This is a genomic window from Neisseria sp. P0014.S009 (genome assembly GCF_051958155.1).
Classification (GTDB): Bacteria; Pseudomonadota; Gammaproteobacteria; order Burkholderiales; family Neisseriaceae; genus Neisseria; species Neisseria flavescens_C.
Genome location: NZ_JBQCVS010000007.1, coordinates 95,821 through 114,304, shown reverse-complemented (window position 1 = coordinate 114,304; position 18,484 = coordinate 95,821). Strand labels below are relative to the sequence as shown.

Genomic DNA, 18,484 nt, shown 5'->3' with positions numbered 1-18,484 from the left:
CGGGTATCCGGGGAGGATTAAGGGGATATTTGGGTAAAATCAGGAGTAATTAGGAGCGGAAATAGACGAAAACCTGTTTTGGAGTTTCAGCTGTCGAAGGAAGGGCTTTTTTGCAAAGGTCTCCTCCCATTTATTACCGACGCTTCACCTAAAAATAGCGCAAGGTTACATCATCAATAACAATACCACTGATATGACAATAAATAATTAAACAATATCACATCGTATTGATTCATTATAAAAACAACATATTAAATATTATGTTGAAACTATCAACTTTATTCCTACTCTAATCTAATCCTATTCAAACGCATATCATCAGCAATCATTCTAAGAAGGCAAACAAACTGCCCAGTACTGACAAACGATGGCTGATCTCTGAAATGCTACCATTCTCGGCAGGAATCACTTTTCAGACGACGCTATTAAAATAAACTAATTAAAATCAAAATATTATGAGAAAAGTTTTATCTTACCGCCCAGATATTGATACATTGCGTGCCGTTGCTGTTCTATCCGTTGTCGTTTTCCATATTGAAAAAAACTGGCTGCCTGGCGGCTTTCTTGGTGTCGATATCTTTTTTGTCATTTCCGGCTTTCTGATCACGATGATTATCCATCGTGAAATGAGCAGTGGGATTTTTTCGTTCAAAAAGTTTTACATCCGCCGTATCAAGCGGATACTGCCCGCATTTTTTACCGTATTGACGGTAACGCTGATATGCGGCTTTCTTTTATTCACCAAAGATGATTTCTTCCTTTTATGGAGGACAGCCCTGTCCACCTTGGGGTTCATCTCCAATATCTTTTTTGCAAAGGGTCAGGGCTATTTCGATCCCATACAAGAAGAAAAACCTTTGCTTCACATTTGGTCTTTATCGGTCGAAGAACAATATTATTTCGTCTTCCCGATATTGCTGTTGCTGGTTGTCCGCAAAAGCTGGCGCACCCAGTTTGCCTTCCTCATCACGCTATGCGTATTCAGTATTTTGGCTTCTTTTATACCGACTGCGCTGGATAAATATTACCTTCCCCATCTGCGCGCCTGCGAAATGCTGATCGGATCGTTGACGGCAGTGTGGATGCAATATCGGCAACAACAAGGGCTGGATACCGGCAAACAATATGCAGCGGCAGGCTCATTACTTTCCGTATGCGTACTGTTTGCCTGCCTGTTTACCTATACGGAAAAAACTGCCTATTTCCCGGGGCCTGCCGCCATCATTCCTTGTTTGGCCGCCGCCGCATTCATTTACTTCAATCAATTTGAACACCGGCTGAAAAAATTTTTCCAATGGAAGATTACTGTCGGCATAGGCTTGATTTCCTATTCGCTGTATCTGTGGCATTGGCCTGTATTGGCTTTTATGAGATACATCGGTTCAAATAATCTGCCTTCGTATTCGACTGCGGCCGCGATTGTCTTAATGTTTGCACTCTCTCTGTTTTCTTATTATTTTGTCGAGAAGCCGTTTAAAAACTGGAAAGGCTCTTTTGCCCAATCTGTGACATGGGTTTATGCCGTCCCCATGCTTGTTTTGGCTATTACGCCTTTTCTTGCCATGAAGCTTCCGTTTATGGAGCAATACGACCGTATGGGATTGGCGCGTTCCTACACTTCTTGTCACAACAACACCGACAAACAATGTATTTGGGGCGATACCGACAAACAGCCGGAATTACTGATTCTAGGCGATTCTCATGCCGACCAATATAAAACGTTTTTTGATACCGTCGGCAAAAAAGAAAAATGGTCGGCAGCGATGGTTTCTGCGGACAGTTGTGCCTATGTAGAAGATTATGCCGCGCCCGTATTCAAGAAAAACGCCTCCTGCCGTGCCGTTTATCAGTATGCCAAAGAGCATCTGCCCCAATACTCAAAAGTACTTTTGGCCATGCGCTGGGGCAGCCAAATGTCTGAAAACAGCAACTCCCTTGCTTACGATGCCGATTTTTTCAAAAAATTCGACCTCATGTTGCAAAAACTTTCTTCGGAAAAACAAGCGGTTTACCTGATGATAGACAACCCTAATCTGTCATACAACGGCTTGCGCGCCTATATTCTGTCTTACCGCATACCGGGATTTAGTCAAAATCTTGCCATTGATGAAACAGTCACTTCAAAAGGAAATGAACGCATCAAAGAATTGGCGGAAAAATATACCAATGTGCACATTGTCGATGCTACCGCCTATATTCCGGAAAATTTCAAAATCAACGGATTGCCGGTTTATTCCGATAGAGACCACATCAACCCTTACGGCGGCAGAGAATTGGCCAAACGTTTTTCTGAAAAACACACGCTTCTTCAGTAAGCCATAGCCATTCATCCGATGAAATTTGTTACAATTAGCAGTTTGTAAAACTGCTAATTTTTTTGGAAGATATCAATGAGCGTCATCAAAGACCTACAATCGCGTGGCTTAATCGCCCAAACTACCGACATCGAAGCCTTAGACGCTTTGCTAAACGAACAAAAAATTTCCCTCTATTGCGGTTTTGACCCGACGGCCGACAGCCTGCACATCGGCCACTTGCTGCCTGTATTGGCATTGCGCCGTTTCCAACAAGCCGGCCATACGCCGATTGCATTGGTGGGTGGCGCGACCGGCATGATTGGCGACCCAAGCTTCAAAGCTGTGGAGCGCAGCTTAAACTCTGCCGAAACCGTTGCCGGCTGGGTAGAAAGCATCCGCAACCAACTGAAACCTTTTTTGAGCTTTGAAGGCGACAACGCAGCTATTATGGCGAACAACGCCGACTGGTTCGGCAGCATGAACTGCCTCGACTTCCTGCGCGACATCGGCAAGCATTTCTCCGTCAACGCCATGCTGAACAAAGAGTCCGTCAAACAGCGTATCGAGCGCGACGATGTGGGCATTTCCTTTACCGAGTTCGCCTATTCCCTGCTGCAAGGCTACGACTTTGCCGAATTGAACAAACGTCATGGCGCAGTTTTGGAAATCGGCGGTTCCGACCAATGGGGCAACATCACTGCCGGTATCGACTTGACCCGCCGTCTGCACCAAAAACAAGTATTCGGCCTGACCCTGCCTTTGGTAACCAAATCCGACGGCACCAAATTCGGCAAAACCGAAGGCGGCGCAGTATGGTTGAACGCGAAGAAAACTTCTCCGTATCAGTTCTACCAATTCTGGCTGAAAGTCACCGATGCCGATGTGTACAAATTCCTGAAATACTTTACCTTCCTGTCCATCGAAGCAATCGACGCCATCGAAGCCAAAGACAAAGCCAGCGGCACCAAGCCAGAAGCGCAACGCATTCTTGCCGAGGAAATGACCCGCCTGATTCACGGTGAAGAAGCCCTTGCCGCCGCCCAACGCATTTCTGAAAGCCTGTTTGCCGAAGACCAAAGCCATCTTACCGAAAGCGACTTCGAGCAGCTGGCACTCGACGGCCTGCCAACGTTTGAAGTTTCCGAGAGCCTCAACGTGGTGGAAACTTTGGTGAAAACCGGTTTGGCGTCTTCCAACAAAGAAGCACGCGGCTTTGTCAACAGCAAAGCGGTTTTGCTCAACGGCAAACCTGCCGAAGCCAACAATCCGAACCATGCTGCTGAAAAACCTGACGATGCCTACATGCTGACCGACGAACACAAACGTTTCGGCAAATACACCATCGTCCGCCGTGGCAAACGCAACCATGCTTTGTTGGTTTGGAAATAATCTTGAAACATTAAACGCATCGTTTAAAACAATCATGCCGTCTGAAATCAGCCACGCTTTTTTTCAGACGGCATTTTCTATTTTTAGCATTCAATTTTCCAAAAAGAAAGGACAGGTTTTGCACCTGCCCTTCTATTAAGCCAATTTTTTAAGAAACTTTTATCCCGTACTTACTGCAAACGCTCATTTTCTTGACGGACGGCATTCACCACATCCGCGCCAAACAAAGCGTTGACATCGGTTTCATCAAACACATACTTGCTATGGCAGAAATCGCAATCGATTTGAATGCTGCCTTGTTCTGCCACCACGCCACCGACTTCCTGACCACCAAGCATCAACAGCATATCGCTGACTTTGCCACGGGAGCAGGTGCAGGCAAACTCGATGGCTTCCGGTTCAAAAACGCGGGGCGGGGTTTCATGGTAAAGGCGGTAAAGGGCGTGATGCGCATCCAAACCGGTCAATTCTTGCGGAGTAAGCGTTTGCGCAAGCGTAGTCACATGCTCCCACGCGGCATCATCCAATTCTTCTTCCGGCAGGCGTTGCAGCAATAATGCACCTGCTGCTTGGTCGTCGGCGGCAAGCGTAATATAGGTATCGAGCTGCTCGGAACGTTTCATATAGTTGACCAGCATTTGCGCAATGCTGTCGCCTTCCAGCGGCACAACACCTTGCCAAGGGTCGGCATCTTTAGGCTGATGGGTCAAAACGAACACGCTGTTTTCGCCCAACAGCGCAGTCAGGCTTTCATCATCACGAATTTCAGCGGTTTCGTCCCAACGCGCGGTAGCACGGACAGTATTTTCAGAAGTCGCTTCCACCACCAACATTTTCAGACGGCCCTGACCTTGAACTTGAACAATCAGCGTGCCTTCGTTTTTAAGGTTGGCAGACAATAAAGAACCGGCGGCTAACAATTCGCCCAATGCGCGACGGATGGCGACAGGATAATGTTTTTGGTTGACGATGTGGTGCCAAACCTTTTCGAGGCGGATGTGCATACCGCGGATAGGCATATCGTCGAAGATAAAGCGTGTACGGATATCGCAGTGATTTTGTGTCATGTCAGTCTCTGAAAATAAATCAATGAATGCCGCTTATATGGTTGCAGCAGAGGATAAATCAAGCGAAACCGCATTTAATGTTTTTCTAGTTTGTTTGGAAACAAGGGTTTAACGCAAAATAACAGCAGTTTTTTTGCCAAAAAGACAGTTTTTGAATACAATCAAGCAGATAACAAGAGAATGATACGGGATAACATCTCAGAAACCGGCAATGTGCCTGCAATCGGCAGGGAATGCCTTCTGAAACGGAAGTTTTTATAATGAATTTTTTACTCCGGCTCGCAGCAGTTTGGACTTCGGTCGCCATGCTCGCGAGCGTCAATTTTTCTTACGCCGATGATTTGGAAAACCTGATTACCACCCGTCAGCATGTTTTAAACCAATTCAACGACAACGCCAACGTTTACGGCAATACGCGTCAGGCAACCCCTGTCCACCCCGTCAATACACGTCCAGCCCCAAGCAACAATACGCGCGCACCTTCAGGTAATTCAGACGAATTGATCGGCAGCGCCATGGGCTTGCTCGGCGTGGCCTACCGCTACGGCGGCACATCAGCCTCTACCGGCTTTGACTGCAGCGGCTTCATGCAACACATCTTTAAACGCGCCATGGGCGTAAACCTGCCGCGCACCTCTGCCGAACAGGCGCAAATGGGCGTTGCCGTGAGCCGTTCGGAATTGCAGCCGGGCGACATGGTCTTTTTCCGTACCATGGGCCACGGCCGTATTTCCCACGTCGGCCTTTACATCGGCAACAACAATTTCATTCACGCACCGAGAACGGGCAAACGTATCGAAATTACCAGCCTCGGCCACAAATATTGGAACGGAAAATACGCCTTTGCCCGTCGCGTGAAGAAAAACGACCCATCCCGTTTCTTGAATTGAGGTGTACGATGGCGATGCCGCAAATGCCCAAATGGTATGACGACGACGGTCAGATTGTTTCCTGCACCGAAAAAGTCAAAGTCATGACCGAAAACTTGAACGAACTGTACCAAATAGCGCAGGACGCATTTGAAGACGCGCTGCTGATGGGTTGTTCCGAAAAACAGTTGCGCGAATACTTCCGCGACTTAATGGCCGGACTGGAAAACCCTTATCAAAAAAACGGTTAGTTCTTCGATCCATACAAAAAAAGGCCGTCTGAAAGTTTCTCAGACGGCCTTTTTTTATCGGGCATATCCCCTACCCTATTGCTAACATTCCACCACGCGCACGGATACCGGTATGGCTTTTTTCTGCAAGGTAATGGCCAGGCCTGCGAGTGAGGTTTCTTTGTAAGTTGCCTTCATATCGCGGCCGGTTTGCAGCATGGTTTGAATCACTTCATCAAGTGAGACTTTTTTATCTGTGCCGTCTTCCAAAAGCGCAAGGGTGGCGAGCTTGAGGGCTTTTTCGGCGGCAATGCCGTTGCGCTCGATACAAGGGATTTGCACCAAACCGCCGACAGGGTCGCAGGTCAGGCCCAAGTGATGCTCCATAGCCATTTCGGCGGCGTTTTCCACTTGTTTTGGTGTACCGCCGATAACTTCGGCGTATGCACCCGCCGCCATAGAACATGCCACACCGACTTCGCCTTGGCAGCCGACGTCCGCACCGGAAATCGACGCGTTGGTTTTGTACAAAATGCCGATAGCGCCGGCAGTCAGCAGGAAATCTTCGACGCGCGATTGGTTGGCGTGCGGATTAAATTTACGGAAATAGTGCAATACGGCAGGAATAATGCCTGCCGCGCCGTTGGTCGGTGCGGTGACGACGCGGCCGCCGGCGGCGTTTTCTTCATTGACCGCCATGGCGTACACCATCGGCCAAAGTTGGGTATTGACGATTTCGCTCTCGCGCAGGACTTTGAGTTTGGCCGCCAACTGCGGCGCACGGCGGCGCACGTTCAAGCCGCCCGGCAATTGCCCTTCCGCGCCCAAGCCGCGCTTGATACAGTTTTCCATCACATCGGCCACGGCAGCCACACGGCGGCGCACTTCCACCTCATCGCAACCTGCCAACGCTGCTTCATTGGCCAACACGACTTCGGAAATATTCAACTGGTTCAGACGGCATTGTGCCAGCAACTCGTCGCAGTTTTTGTAAGGATATGGCACATCCGAATTTTCCTGCGCTTCTTGTGCAAACCCTTCGTCTGTTACGATAAAACCGCCACCGACCGAATAATAAATCTGCTCTTTCAGCTTCAGGCCGTCTGAATGGTAGGCGATAAAGTTCAAACCGTTCGGATGTTTGGGCAACACTTTGTCGCCGCGGATATCCAAATCTTTTTCAGGATTGAAGGCCATTTCACGGCCGTTGAGTTTTAAAACGTGTTGCGTGCGGATGCGTTCCAAGCGTTGAGGGATGTCCGCAAGCGGAATATCGTGCGGCAGGCTGCCTTCCAAACCAAGCAATAATGCATCGAATGTACCGTGTCCGATACCGGTCAAAGCAAGCGAGCCGTACACTTCAATGACAATGCGCGCCACTTGTGTATCCAAGTTTTCGGCATTCAGCAAATCGGCAAAAGCGGCCGCGGCCTTCATCGGGCCGACGGTGTGCGAGCTGGACGGGCCGATGCCGATTTTAAAAATATCAAAGATACTGATCATAAGGTTTTCCTATCATTGTGTGTGCGGGCTGGCTGTTTTTCAGACGGCCTTAAAGCCTAAAGAGGAATCTTTTGCACCGCTTGCCAATGCAAGTACCAAATGTCCGACAATCATCAAAGGGTCGCCTGCTTCCGGCGAGGTGTATTTCAGCATCAGCGGTTTTTTACGCAAAGGTTCGTAACGGCTGACTCTACAATGCGTGTCTTCCAAACTTGTAGAACCGGCGCGGTATCTGTATGCCAACAGCCGTAAATCGTTCAAGTCCATCTTCATGCCGTTGTCCAACAATTCGCGCAACTGGTTTTCCCAGGCAATATCGTTGCTTCCATCTTTAATGGCAATCAAGATGGTCTTTTCGAGGATTTTTTTGATGTGCTGGTTCAAGGATCGGATTGGGAAATGCCCCAGCCACAACAAATCGGTCTCTGCAAATTGGGCGGAAAACTGCTCGATAAACCAAGAATGCAAGCCTCGATAATTCGGCGAATGAAACAGGGTTGATTTAACCTTGTTGCCATCTTTATCCAACATGTAATGGCAGCCGATAATCACGCTGCAAGATTCAGCAGCCCATCTGGGGATAATGACTTTGGGGGTAAAGAGCGTTTCGAGGCGTTGCTCGGTAAATTGTGTGGTGAAATCGGGGTTGTATTGCAACGATGTCGGCAAATAGCCGCGCCAAAGGTACATGCCGATCTTGTTTTCACCGATGACATCCAAGAGTTGTTCCAGCATGGTACGGCTAGGACATGAAATAAATTCGTCCGCATCCAGCGGAAAAACGAAATCTATCGCTTCATCTTTTGCTACAAGCTGCTTCATAAGCAGGTTTACCAATTGGTCTTGATTGAACTTGAGCGCTTGATATTGATAGATAAATACCGGTAAACCTTCTTCTTTCAATTGAATCAGGATTTCCCTTGTGCCATCGCTGCTGCCATGATCGATGATGTGCATTTCATCCATCAGCTCGAGATTATGACGGACAAATGATTCGATAACGTCGTTTTCGTTGCGCACCATACTGATGCTGATTAATTTTTTTCCCATAAATTACGCAATGTATTGAGATGTTTTAATATTTTTCAGACGGCCTCTATCCAACCGGCAATGCGTTTTTCAACGGCTTCGGCATTCAGTCCCAAATCGGCTAAGAGTTTTTTCGGGTCGCCGTGTTCAGTAACTTTGTCTTCTACACCCAGCAGCAATACCGGTTTGCAAATGCAGTGTTTTGCCAACACTTCCAACACCGCGCTGCCTGCGCCGCCTTGTTCGGCGTTTTCTTCGGCGGTAACGATGTAATCATGGCTTCGGGCAAGACTGACGATTAGTTCTTCATCTATCGGTTTGACAAAGCGCATATCGGCAACGGTGGCGTTCAGATTCTCAGCCGCGGTCAATGATGGGGCAACCATGCTGCCAAAGGCGATAACGGCAATTTTCTCGCCTTCGCGACGGATGCTGCCTTTGCCGATTTCAACGGTTTCCAGGCCGTCTGAAACGGTTGCGCCCGTGCCTGTACCGCGCGGATAACGGACGGCGGATGGCGAATTTGCCTGATAGCAGGTTGAGAGCAGCAGGCGGCATTCGTTTTCGTCGCTGGGTGCGGCAATAATCATGTTCGGCACGCAACGCAAAAAGCTTAAGTCGTATAAACCGGCATGGGTAGGGCCGTCTGCACCGACAATACCTGCACGGTCAATGGCGAACAAAACAGGCAGGTTTTGCAAGGCAACGTCGTGTACCAACTGGTCGTAAGCGCGTTGCAGGAAAGTGGAGTAAATCGCCACGATAGGCTTGATGCCTTCGCATGCCAAACCGCCAGCAAAGGTAACGGCGTGTTGCTCGGCGATGCCGACGTCGAAATAGCGGTCGGGGAATTTCTGTTCAAACTCAACCAAGCCGCTGCCCTCGCGCATGGCAGGCGTAATGGCAACCAAACGCTCGTCAGCCGCTGCTTGGTCGCACAGCCATTGGCCGAACACTTGCGTATAAGTCGGTTTGGCCGCGGCAGGTTTGACTTCCGGCGCAGGCACTTCGCTCGGCAGCTTGGCAACAGCGTGATATTTGACAGGATCGTTTTCGGCGAATTTGTAGCCGTTGCCTTTTTTGGTGATGACGTGCAACAACTGAGGGCCTTTTCGGCCGCGCAAGTCTTTTAATACGTCCACCAGATTTTCAACGTTATGGCCGTCCACCGGGCCGGTATAACGGAAACCGAAGTTTTCAAACAAAGACAACGACTGTTTGGCGTGTTCCGCTTCGCCTGCCAAGGTTTTGATTTTATTTTCGACTTTTTGGGCAAGCTCCATTGCGCCGGGCAATTTGTCCAACACTTTGCTTGATTGGGCTTTGATGGTGCTCAATAGGCCGTGCATATCGCGCACGACGTTACTGGCGAGATATTTCGGCAGCGCGCCGACATTGGGGGAAATCGACATTTCGTTGTCGTTGAGGATAACCAGCAAATCGACATCCATATCGCCTGCGCAGTTCAGGGCTTCAAACGCCTGACCTGCCGTCATGGCGCCGTCGCCGATGATGGCGACGCTGCGGCGGTTGTTGCCCAACTGTTTGTCCGCAACGGCCATGCCCAATGCCGCGCCGATGGATGTGGAAGAATGTCCTACGCCGAACGCGTCGTATTCCGACTCGCTGCGTTTCGGAAAACCCGCCAAACCGCCGTATTGGCGCATGGTGTGCATTTGATTTTTGCGGCCTGTAAGGATTTTGTGCGGATAGCTTTGATGGCCGACATCCCAGACCAGATGGTCTTCGGGCGTATCGTACACATAATGCAGCGCCACCGTCAGCTCGACCGCACCCAAGTTACTGGCAAAATGGCCGCCCGTCTTACCGACGGAATCCAACAGAAATTCGCGCAATTCGGCGGCGACTTGCGGCAGCTGTTTTTTCTCCAGACGGCGCAAATCCTGAGGCGTATCGATAATATCGAGCAAAGGGCTTGGGTTCATGATTTTTGGCGGTGATTTTTTGTGTAACGGACGATTATATCAAGAGATTGCACAACTTGTTACAAATGCTTTCAGACGGCCCGAACCTTTATCCTTTATAATACTGCCAACTGAAAACACAAGGCCGTCTGAAATGACCCAAAACGCAAACAATCTCTGCTGGCTCGATATGGAAATGACCGGCCTCAACCCGGAACACGACCGCATTATCGAAGTCGCCATGATCATTACCGATTCCGATTTAAACGTACTGGCGCAATCGGACGTTTACGTCATCCATCAAAGCGACGAGTTGCTCGACGGCATGGACGAGTGGAACACCGCCACCCACGGCCGCACCGGCCTGACCCAACGTGTACGCGAATCCAAACTGACCGAAGCCGAAGTCGAGCAAAACCTGTTGGACTTCATGTCCGCATGGATACCCGAGAAATCCACACCCATGTGCGGCAACTCCATCCATCAAGACCGCCGCTTCATGGTCAAATACATGCCGCGTTTGGAAGCCTATTTCCACTACCGCAACTTGGACGTATCCACGCTGAAAGAATTGGCTAAACGCTGGAATCCGGCCGTCGCTAAAAGCGTGGTCAAACGCGGTTCGCACAAGGCATTGGACGACATCCTCGAAAGCATCGAAGAAATGCGCCATTATCGCGAGCATTTCCTCAAACTCCCTTCCGAACAATAATCCCAAGGCCGCCTGAAACAGGTTTTACACCGTTCAGACGGCCTGATCGGCTTCCCTCATCTCATGAAAATCACCAAAATCTTTACCTTCGATTCCTCGCACATGCTCGACGGGCATGACGGCAAATGCCAAAACCTGCACGGCCACACCTACAAACTCGAAATCACCGTCTCCGCACCCGTTATCCAAGGCGGCGCAAAAGACGGCATGGTGATGGACTTTACCGACCTGAAAGCCATCGTCAAACAACACATTACTGACCCATTCGACCATGCCTTCATCTATCACGGCAACAACGAACGCGAAAGCCAAATCGCCGCGCTTTTGGAAGGCTGGAACATGAAAACCCTGCGTCTGCCCTGCCGCACCACCGCCGAAAACATGAGTGTAGAAATGTATGGCCGTCTGAAAAACGCCGGTGTCAAAGTGTGCAGCGTGAAACTATGGGAAACGCCGACTTCATGTGCAGAATATGAAGGGGAATAAACCGGCATTTTGTATTTTTCAGACAGCCTGTTCCCATAAATACCTCATACGCTAAACATCAAAAGGAATCTTCATGAAAATCATCTCCACCCTCCTCGTCCTCTTCGTCGCTGTCGAACATTTCTACATCGCCTGGCTCGAAATGACGCAAATCCCAAGCGAAAAAACGTCAGAGCTGTTCAATATGCCTTACGAATTTATGGAACAAAAACGCGTACAAACCCTGTTTTCCAACCAAGGCCTGTACAATGGCTTCCTCGCCATCGGCTTAGTATGGGCGCGCTTTGCCGCACCCGACAACGCCGTTTACGGCGCGACCATCCTATTCCTCGGCTTCGTCCTCATCGCCGCCGCATGGGGCGCGTTTTCATCCGGCAACAAAGGCATTTTGTTCAAACAAGGCTTGCCGGCATTTTTGGCCGCCGCAGCCGTCATTTACGCTTAAACACACCAGCCATTCTTTCCCCTCGAACTAACAGAAAGAATGGCTGCCTCAACCGATTTCTCAAAACGCTTCACCACAACAATTAAATCCCACACACCCGACATTCATGACCATTCAAATCACACCAAACAATCCCCAATACCGCATTGTCGAAATCTTTGAAAGCCTGCAAGGCGAAGGCTGGAATACAGGCATGCCCGCCGTTTTCATCCGTTTGGGCAAATGCAATCTCGCCTGCAGCTGGTGCGATACCGACTACCTCAAATTCGGCATGATGAGCCTGTCCTATATTTTAGGCCGTCTGAAAACCTACACGGCACGCAACATCATCATTACCGGCGGCGAACCCACCATCCAACCGCATTTGGATACCCTGCTCAATGCACTCAAAGCCGAAGGCTATTTTCTGTGTATTGAAACCAACGGCCTCAACCCCGCGCCGCCGCAAATCGACTACGTTGCCACCAGCCCTAAGGCCTGCTACGCCGCCAAATACGAAAAAAGCTGCATCGAGAAAGCAGATGAAGTGCGCATTGTCGCCGACGGCGAAGTCATTGCGTTTTGTCAGGAAATGGAACGCAAAATCCGCGCCCAACATTACTACCTCTCGCCTTGCGAACAAGACGGTGTGATGAATATCTACGACACCATCCGCCAAATCGGCGTATTAAACAGCCGAGCCGACGCCCCCGTCCATTGGCAACTGAGCGTACAGACGCATAAATGGGCAGGAATAGAATAATTCGTTTGAAATCAATTAAAAACAAAACCTTTACAAAATATTGAATGTAAATACCATTCGATATTCGACCAAATGCACTACTGGCAATGCTCTCAGGCCGTCTGAAAACCCAATTTCAGACGGCCTTTTTTGTTACAAACCTCTTGACCGATTACATAAGATTACGTAAAGTGTGCAACAGTTTTCATAAATTGGTAAAACCAATTTACCTGATAACTGGTTGCATCTAAAAAGTGGCAATCCTTATTCGAAAAACATCTATTACTCAACACATCGCATCAAACCGCCATTGATTGACGGTTATGGTGCCCGTTGCCCCGAGGATATTCCTATGGCTCTCTTTCTCAGCATTTTCCCCATCATCCTGCTGATTTGGCTGATGGTTAAGAAAAACAGTATGCCGTCTTACATTGCGCTGCCGATTACCGCCGCGCTGATTTACGTCATCAAACTGTTTTATTTCGGCGACAACGCCATGTTGCTCAACGCAACGGCAGCGTCAGGCCTCGTTTCTACCCTGACCCCGATTACCGTGATTTTCGGTGCCATTATGTTCAACCGCATGATGGAAACCACCGGCTGTATCGACGTCATCCGCAAATGGCTGGCTACCATCAGCCCGAACCCGATTGCCCAATTGATGATCATCGGCTGGTCTTTCGCCTTTATGATTGAAGGCGCGTCCGGTTTCGGTACGCCTGCCGCCATTGCCGCGCCAATCCTGATGAGCTTGGGCTTCAACCCGTTAAAAGTAGCCATCTTCGCTTTGGTGATGAACTCCGTACCCGTATCCTTCGGTGCAGTAGGTACCCCAACTTGGTTCGGCTTTGCGCCTTTGGGCTTGGATCAAAAGAGCATTATGGAAATCGGTATGCAAACCGGCGTAATGCACTTCTTTGCTGGTTTCATCATCCCTGTTATCGGCTTGAGCTTCATCGTACCTTGGGCTGAAATCCGTAAAAACCTGGGCTTTATCGGTATCGCCGTATTCTCCTGTACCCTTCCTTACGTTGCATTGGCAATGGTCAATGAAGAATTCCCATCTTTGGTTGCCGGCGCAATCGGCCTGATGGTGTCCGTATTCGCAGCAAACCGCGGCTGGGGCTTGAGCAAAGATTACGCCAAAGACCCGAATGCAGAAAAAGTACCTTTCGCACAAGTTGCCAAAGCACTGGCTCCTTTGGGTATGCTGATCGGCATGCTGGTGGTCACCCGTATCAAACAGTTGGGCATCAAAGGCCTGCTGACCAGCAAAGAAGAATGGTTCAGCTTCCAACTGCCGTTTGATTTGTCCAAAATCACCGTCAGTGACTCCCTGACCATCACCTTCGGCAACATCTTCGGCCAAGGCGTAAACGCTTCCTACCAAACCCTCTACGTTCCGGCTTGGATTCCGTTTGTCTTCACCGTTTGGATTTGCATCCTGCTGTACAAAACTAAATTCAAAGATGCATGGTCTTTCTACGCTGCAACCTTCAACCAAACCAAAAAACCTCTGCTTGCCCTGATGGGTGCGCTGATTATGGTTCAACTGATGATGGTTGGCGGTGACGACTCCATGGTGAAAATCATCGGTAAAGAGTTTGCCGCGATGGCAGGCGAACACTGGGTGTACTTCTCCCCTTACCTTGGCGCAATCGGTGCATTCTTCTCAGGCTCCAACACTGTATCCAACCTGACCTTCGGTCCGATTCAACAACAAATCGCGCTTGATACCGGCCTGTCCGTTACCCTCATCCTCGCCCTGCAATCTGTCGGCGGCGCAATGGGCAACATGGTCTGCATCAACAACATCATCGCCGTGTGCAGCGTGTTGAACGTGAACAACGCCGAAGGTGCCATTATCAAGAAAACTGTCATCCCGATGACCATCTACGGCATCATCGCCGTGACTGTGGCTGCAATTTTCTTCTTGTAAACCGCTTCATATCAAAGGCCGTCTGAACATTCAGACGGCCTTTTTTGTATTCTTTCGCTATATTTCTTAAAGAATCATTAATGTATATATTCCGCAACAACCTGCATAACCACTTTGCAACACCAAATTACAAACAACTTTCTATTAATAAACAATCGGGTAATCATAAGTAAACACTGTTTTGCAATTTACCTAATTGCCACTACCGACAAAACGCCTAAAATACGCTTCATCTGCAAACGGAAACCCTTTCTCACTTTGCAAGATAACACACAACCCTCATATGGAGCTTAGATCATGAAATTACTTTCTGTTATCACTGCAGCCGCATTGGCTACTGTTTCCTTCTCTGCTGCCGCTGCACCTGCCGGCTTCGTTTCTTACCGTTGTGACGGTGGCAAATCACTGAACGTGATGTACGGCTTTGACCGTAGCGGCCGTGCAGTTACTGCTGACGTAAACGCCGGTGGCAAAAAAGCCTCTTTGGTTGTCGACAAAAAACGTTCTGACAGCACTGGCACTACTTTCACCAACCGTCGCGGCTATGTAATGTCTGCCGGTTTCATCGACAAAAACACCCACACTACTTCTGAAGTTGTCGGTGTGAACGCCCCTAACGGCTCATTCCTGGTGAAAAACTGCGAACCACGTCCACGTTAATCCCAGTTTTCCTATTTAACCGAATCATCCCGGTTTAATCAAAAGGCCGTCTGAAAAACAATTTTCAGACGGCCTTTTGATTCAAACCTATAAAAAAGAGCGTGTACCGTACACGCTCTTTTTATTTATTCACACACCAATTAAATACGCATCGGCATCACGATGTATTTGAAATTCGGATTATTTGGCACGGTAAACAGCGTTGAACGGTTGGCATCGCCGAAAGCAAGCTGCATATCGTCGGAGTGGATGTTACGCAACACATCCATCAGGTAGCCGATGTTGAAACCGACTTCGAGTTCTCCGCCTTGGTAAGCGATTTCCAGCTCCTCGCGCGCTTCTTCCTGCTCGTTGTTGCTACATACGACACTCAGCAAACCAGGCTGCAGGAACAGTCGTGCGCCGCGGAATTTTTCATTGGCAAGAATGGCAGCACGCTCGAGCGCACCCAAAAACTGGGTACGGGACACGAGGAAAATCTTGTCGTTATCCAAAGGAATCACGCGGTTAAAGTCAGGGAACTTGCCATCGATGACTTTGCTGACAATGGTCGTACCATTACATTGGAAGCGTACTTGATTGTCCAAAAGCTCAACGGTGATGGACTCGGACGGATTGTTCAATAGCTTGAAGAGTTCCAATACCGTTTTGCGCGGCAGGATTACTTCCGTTTTCGGCAGTTCTGCTTCAATTTGGCTGGCCGCATAAGCAAGGCGGTGGCCGTCGGTTGCAACAAGGCGCAGTTGGTTTCCTTCAACCTGCATCAGCAAGCCGTTGAGGTAATAGCGGATATCTTGAACCGCCATGCTGTATTGCACTTGCGAAAGCATGGTTTTGAAGGTTTCTTGAGTCAGCGAGAAAGTCGCGCTGACGTCGCTGCCGACATTCATCAACGGAAAGTCTTCGGCCGGCAGGGTTTGCAAGGCAAAACGGGATTTGCCCGCGCGCAAAGTTAGACGGTTGTCCGCCCAATCTAAGGACACCAACGCACTGTCTGGCAGGGCGCGCAGGATGTCTTGGAATTTTTTAGCATTGGTCGTAATGCGGAAATCGCCTGCCTGACTCTCAGGGCCGGCGGTATTGATTTGGATTTCCAAGTCGGTTGCCAAAAGTTTGGTTTGTCCGTCTTTGCTTTCCAGCAACACATTGGACAGAATTGGCAGAGTATGGCGACGCTCAACGATACCGGTAACGGCTTGCAACGGCTTGAGCAGACTGTCGCGATCGGCTTGTAAAATCAGCATGTTCCATTCCTTTGAATTTGAAATCGGTTGATTTGGGTATTTTAAAATATTTTTTGTTTTCAGACGGCCTCATATTGACATCAGGCCGTCTGAAATTGCATTGGGTCAGTTCTGAATCAAAATCAGCAGTTTTTCGTAGTCTTGCGCCAATTCGGGGTCTTCTTCGCGTAATTTCGCCACTGCTTTGACGCCGTGCATCACAGTCGTGTGGTCACGACCGCCAAAGGCATCGCCGATAGAAGGCAGGCTGAGCGTGGTCAGCTCTTTGGTCAGGCTCATGGCAACTTGGCGCGGACGGGCGATGTTGCGCGTGCGTTTTTTACCTAATATATCGCTGATTTTAATACGGTAGTATTTGGCTGTGGCATCGATGATGATGTCGGCGGTAATGACTTTGTGTTTCTCGGCAATAATATCCTGCAAAGCCGTACGCGCCAAATCCATGTCGATGACTGGGCGGTTCATAAAACGGCTGCTGGCGCTGACACGGTTAAACGCGCCTTCCAACTCACGCACATTGGAACGGATCAGATTGGCGATAAACAATGCGGCTTCGTCTTCGATACTGATACCGGCTGCTTCTGCCTTTTTCTGCAAAATCGCCACGCGCATTTCCAATTCGGGCGGCTCGAGTTCCAAAGTCAAACCCCATGAGAAACGGGATTTAAGACGGTCGTCCATGCCCTCGATTTTGGCAGGCAATACGTCGCACGTCAGAATCAGCTGTTTTTTCTCGTTGTGGAAATGGTTGTACAGATAGAAAAATTCTTCCATCGTACGGTCTTTGCCTTTAATAAACTGAATATCGTCGATAATCAGCAGGTCATATTGTTTATATTGTTGCTTGAACACATCATAAGTGTTGTTGCGCACTGCCTTCATAAAGCTGCGGATATAGTCGTCCGAGTGCATATAGCGCACTTTGGCATCAGGACGGTTTTTCAGCAATTCGTTGCCGATGGCTTGTACCAAGTGGGTTTTACCCAAACCGGTACTGCCGTATAAGAAAAACGGGTTATAGCCCTGCCCCGGATTTTCAGCAATCGCTTGGGCGGCTGCGGCGGCAAGGCGGTTACCCTTACCTTCCACCAAGGTTTCAAATGTATAGTCGCGCGACAGATTGGTCTGTTCGTAGCGCGCTTCTTCCGCATCGTGTTGTGCGTCGGTTTTGGCTTTGGCCACTGCTTTAGACTCAGCCGGAGCAGCAGTTTGCACTTGAGGCTCATGCGGCAGGTTTTTCATGCGTTGCGCCAAAATCTCGGCAGCCGTCATGGCAGCGGCAGGTTTGGAAACCGTTTCAAACGGCCTATCTTCTTCCATTGCAGCAGTTTGCAAAGGCATTTGAACAGACTCTACAAATTCTTCAACTTCAATGACTTCTTGCACTTGCACCGGCGCAACAGCCTGAGCCGCCATTTCATAATGCGCACCTACGCCCGGCTTAAACGTGAAAGCAGCCTGCTGGGGCACCAATTCGGCACGCACGGCGTCAATTTTAGCGGCAAACTGGCTTTTGAGCATATTGCAGGCAAATTGGTTTTTACCATACACCACCCATACGCCGTTTTCCTCGCCCACGGTCAAAGGCGCAATCCATTGCGCAAACTGCCCGGCAGGCAACATTTCGTGAAGGCGGCAAAGGCACAGCGGCCAAAATTCAGCTAACGTCATGAGATTAAGCTCGGAAAATGGAAGATTTGGGAAATACAAGAAGGCAGAGCAGACGGCAATCCGATAAAAATCAAATTTTTACGATACTCCCGCTGCTTTCAGACGGCCTTGCGCACAGAGAAAGGCAAGGTTGGGCGATTATACCCATTCCGCTCTTTTTTATCCACAACCGCCGCAAAATTTTATCCACAAATTCTATCAATGCATAAAACCCGTTGTCACACTTTGGCCAACGAAAAGTTTTTATATTGATTGACAAAAGCGGCAAATTGGAGTGTAATTCACGGTTTAATTATC

16 protein-coding genes are annotated in these 18,484 nt (G+C 49.1%); 10 read left to right on the top strand and 6 right to left on the bottom strand.

Translation table 11 applies throughout. The features are described from left to right. Nucleotides 1-455: 455 nt before the first annotated feature. Together ACTHS4_RS07200 and tyrS are read left to right on the top strand one after the other, a co-directional pair. On the top strand, nt 456-2,315 hold the full coding sequence (locus ACTHS4_RS07200) for an acyltransferase family protein (RefSeq protein WP_070825906.1): 1,860 nt from the start codon (nt 456-458) through the stop codon (nt 2,313-2,315). Between the two features lie 75 nt (nt 2,316-2,390). Further along, the gene (gene tyrS / locus ACTHS4_RS07195; protein WP_440365651.1) at nt 2,391-3,686 is read left to right on the top strand and encodes a tyrosine--tRNA ligase; all 1,296 of its coding nucleotides are present in this window, start codon (nt 2,391-2,393) and stop codon (nt 3,684-3,686) included. A 170-nt stretch (nt 3,687-3,856) separates the two neighbouring features. Here tyrS and hslO read toward each other — a convergent pair whose 3' ends face one another. Continuing rightward, nucleotides 3,857-4,753, bottom strand: a complete 897-nt coding sequence (hslO, locus tag ACTHS4_RS07190) for an Hsp33 family molecular chaperone HslO (protein WP_440365650.1) — start codon at nt 4,751-4,753, stop codon at nt 3,857-3,859. A gap of 260 nt (nt 4,754-5,013) precedes the next feature. Here hslO and ACTHS4_RS07185 point away from each other — a divergent pair, with 260 nt between their 5' ends. Both ACTHS4_RS07185 and ACTHS4_RS07180 read left to right on the top strand, forming a co-directional pair. Next, nucleotides 5,014-5,643 (top strand): C40 family peptidase, encoded by a 630-nt coding sequence (locus tag ACTHS4_RS07185; RefSeq protein ID WP_440365649.1) that lies wholly within the window; start codon nt 5,014-5,016, stop codon nt 5,641-5,643. Nucleotides 5,644-5,651: 8 nt separating this feature from the next. Then, nucleotides 5,652-5,873, top strand: a complete 222-nt coding sequence (locus tag ACTHS4_RS07180) for a hypothetical protein (protein WP_004519529.1) — start codon at nt 5,652-5,654, stop codon at nt 5,871-5,873. An 81-nt stretch (nt 5,874-5,954) separates the two neighbouring features. Here ACTHS4_RS07180 and ACTHS4_RS07175 read toward each other — a convergent pair whose 3' ends face one another. Genes ACTHS4_RS07175 through dxs form a run of 3 tightly spaced genes read right to left on the bottom strand, consistent with a single transcriptional unit; the run spans nt 5,955 to nt 10,330 of the window. Beyond that, nucleotides 5,955-7,355 carry an L-serine ammonia-lyase gene (locus tag ACTHS4_RS07175; protein ID WP_440361970.1) on the bottom strand — a complete coding sequence of 467 codons (1,401 nt, stop codon included), beginning with the start codon at nt 7,353-7,355 and terminating at the stop codon, nt 5,955-5,957. A gap of 39 nt (nt 7,356-7,394) precedes the next feature. After that, on the bottom strand, nt 7,395-8,405 hold the full coding sequence (locus ACTHS4_RS07170) for a glycosyltransferase family 2 protein (RefSeq protein ID WP_070625169.1): 1,011 nt from the start codon (nt 8,403-8,405) through the stop codon (nt 7,395-7,397). 35 nt (nt 8,406-8,440) lie between these two features. Further along, nucleotides 8,441-10,330, bottom strand: coding sequence for a 1-deoxy-D-xylulose-5-phosphate synthase (gene dxs / locus ACTHS4_RS07165; protein WP_440365648.1), 1,890 nt, complete (start codon nt 10,328-10,330; stop codon nt 8,441-8,443). Between the two features lie 133 nt (nt 10,331-10,463). On the opposite strand from dxs, the gene orn reads away from it, so the two are divergent. The 6 genes from orn (at nt 10,464) to ACTHS4_RS07135 (ending at nt 15,272) form a co-directional block, all read left to right on the top strand. Continuing rightward, on the top strand, nt 10,464-11,021 hold the full coding sequence (gene orn, locus ACTHS4_RS07160; protein WP_039862353.1) for an oligoribonuclease: 558 nt from the start codon (nt 10,464-10,466) through the stop codon (nt 11,019-11,021). A 63-nt stretch (nt 11,022-11,084) separates the two neighbouring features. Further along, nucleotides 11,085-11,507, top strand: coding sequence for a 6-carboxytetrahydropterin synthase QueD (queD, locus tag ACTHS4_RS07155; protein ID WP_003748900.1), 423 nt, complete (start codon nt 11,085-11,087; stop codon nt 11,505-11,507). Between the two features lie 73 nt (nt 11,508-11,580). Then, nucleotides 11,581-11,952: a DUF1304 domain-containing protein gene (locus ACTHS4_RS07150; RefSeq protein WP_070825899.1), complete on the top strand. Its 372-nt coding sequence runs from the start codon at nt 11,581-11,583 to the stop codon at nt 11,950-11,952. Between the two features lie 106 nt (nt 11,953-12,058). Then, nucleotides 12,059-12,694, top strand: a complete 636-nt coding sequence (locus ACTHS4_RS07145) for a 7-carboxy-7-deazaguanine synthase QueE (RefSeq protein ID WP_070825898.1) — start codon at nt 12,059-12,061, stop codon at nt 12,692-12,694. A 331-nt stretch (nt 12,695-13,025) separates the two neighbouring features. Then, on the top strand, nt 13,026-14,612 hold the full coding sequence (locus ACTHS4_RS07140) for an L-lactate permease (protein ID WP_049332627.1): 1,587 nt from the start codon (nt 13,026-13,028) through the stop codon (nt 14,610-14,612). A gap of 297 nt (nt 14,613-14,909) precedes the next feature. Beyond that, nucleotides 14,910-15,272: an ACP-like domain-containing protein gene (locus tag ACTHS4_RS07135; RefSeq protein WP_003748906.1), complete on the top strand. Its 363-nt coding sequence runs from the start codon at nt 14,910-14,912 to the stop codon at nt 15,270-15,272. Nucleotides 15,273-15,412: 140 nt separating this feature from the next. Here ACTHS4_RS07135 and dnaN read toward each other — a convergent pair whose 3' ends face one another. Next, on the bottom strand, nt 15,413-16,516 hold the full coding sequence (gene dnaN, locus ACTHS4_RS07130; RefSeq protein ID WP_070825897.1) for a DNA polymerase III subunit beta: 1,104 nt from the start codon (nt 16,514-16,516) through the stop codon (nt 15,413-15,415). Between the two features lie 105 nt (nt 16,517-16,621). Further along, a complete protein-coding gene (gene dnaA / locus ACTHS4_RS07125) occupies nt 16,622-18,187 on the bottom strand; it encodes a chromosomal replication initiator protein DnaA (protein ID WP_070825896.1) in 1,566 nt (521 codons plus the stop codon). Between the last annotated feature and the right edge of the window lie 297 nt (nt 18,188-18,484).

Bases quoted from the DNA above. Each gene is read 5' to 3' on its own strand.
- ACTHS4_RS07140 (WP_049332627.1), top strand. From the start codon at position 13,026: ATGGCTCTCTTTCTCAGCATTTTCCCCATCATCCTGCTGATTTGGCTG.
- orn (WP_039862353.1), top strand. From the start codon at position 10,464: ATGACCCAAAACGCAAACAATCTCTGCTGGCTCGATATGGAAATGACC.
- dnaN (WP_070825897.1), bottom strand. From the start codon at position 16,516: ATGCTGATTTTACAAGCCGATCGCGACAGTCTGCTCAAGCCGTTGCAA.
- ACTHS4_RS07150 (WP_070825899.1), top strand. From the start codon at position 11,581: ATGAAAATCATCTCCACCCTCCTCGTCCTCTTCGTCGCTGTCGAACAT.
- tyrS (WP_440365651.1), top strand. From the start codon at position 2,391: ATGAGCGTCATCAAAGACCTACAATCGCGTGGCTTAATCGCCCAAACT.
- ACTHS4_RS07145 (WP_070825898.1), top strand. From the start codon at position 12,059: ATGACCATTCAAATCACACCAAACAATCCCCAATACCGCATTGTCGAA.
- hslO (WP_440365650.1), bottom strand. From the start codon at position 4,753: ATGACACAAAATCACTGCGATATCCGTACACGCTTTATCTTCGACGAT.
- ACTHS4_RS07170 (WP_070625169.1), bottom strand. From the start codon at position 8,405: ATGGGAAAAAAATTAATCAGCATCAGTATGGTGCGCAACGAAAACGAC.
- queD (WP_003748900.1), top strand. From the start codon at position 11,085: ATGAAAATCACCAAAATCTTTACCTTCGATTCCTCGCACATGCTCGAC.
- ACTHS4_RS07200 (WP_070825906.1), top strand. From the start codon at position 456: ATGAGAAAAGTTTTATCTTACCGCCCAGATATTGATACATTGCGTGCC.
- ACTHS4_RS07185 (WP_440365649.1), top strand. From the start codon at position 5,014: ATGAATTTTTTACTCCGGCTCGCAGCAGTTTGGACTTCGGTCGCCATG.
- ACTHS4_RS07180 (WP_004519529.1), top strand. From the start codon at position 5,652: ATGGCGATGCCGCAAATGCCCAAATGGTATGACGACGACGGTCAGATT.
- ACTHS4_RS07135 (WP_003748906.1), top strand. From the start codon at position 14,910: ATGAAATTACTTTCTGTTATCACTGCAGCCGCATTGGCTACTGTTTCC.
- dnaA (WP_070825896.1), bottom strand. From the start codon at position 18,187: ATGACGTTAGCTGAATTTTGGCCGCTGTGCCTTTGCCGCCTTCACGAA.
- ACTHS4_RS07175 (WP_440361970.1), bottom strand. From the start codon at position 7,355: ATGATCAGTATCTTTGATATTTTTAAAATCGGCATCGGCCCGTCCAGC.
- dxs (WP_440365648.1), bottom strand. From the start codon at position 10,330: ATGAACCCAAGCCCTTTGCTCGATATTATCGATACGCCTCAGGATTTG.